The 231-nt window shown below is 51.5% G+C and carries 1 protein-coding gene; it reads left to right on the plus strand.

Annotated elements, in window-relative coordinates:
* Positions 1-31: 31 nt before the first annotated feature.
* Positions 32-231, plus strand: a 200-nt coding sequence (locus tag DAHG_RS18280; protein WP_205408084.1) for a hypothetical protein, incomplete at its 3' end; no start/stop codon positions are given.

Genomic DNA, 231 nt, shown 5'->3' on the forward strand with positions numbered 1-231 from the left:
AGTGATCGACGCGACACAGAAAACGATCCTCGTGACGGTTCCGTTACTGCACGATAAACGTTCCTTAGTAGCACGATATACGCTGAGCGGCGAAGGCAAAGTCAACGTCGGCGGCATCGAACAGCAAAGCGGCGTCAGTGTGAACGATTACCAGGAGGCAGTAGCTTACGAAGTGATCGATCCGGAAGGCAGCCATACCCTCTATACGGTACTGGTATTGAATGAAACGAT

It is taken from the genome of Dielma fastidiosa (assembly GCF_000313565.1).
Classification (GTDB): Bacteria; Bacillota_I; Bacilli_A; order Erysipelotrichales; family Erysipelotrichaceae; genus Dielma; species Dielma fastidiosa.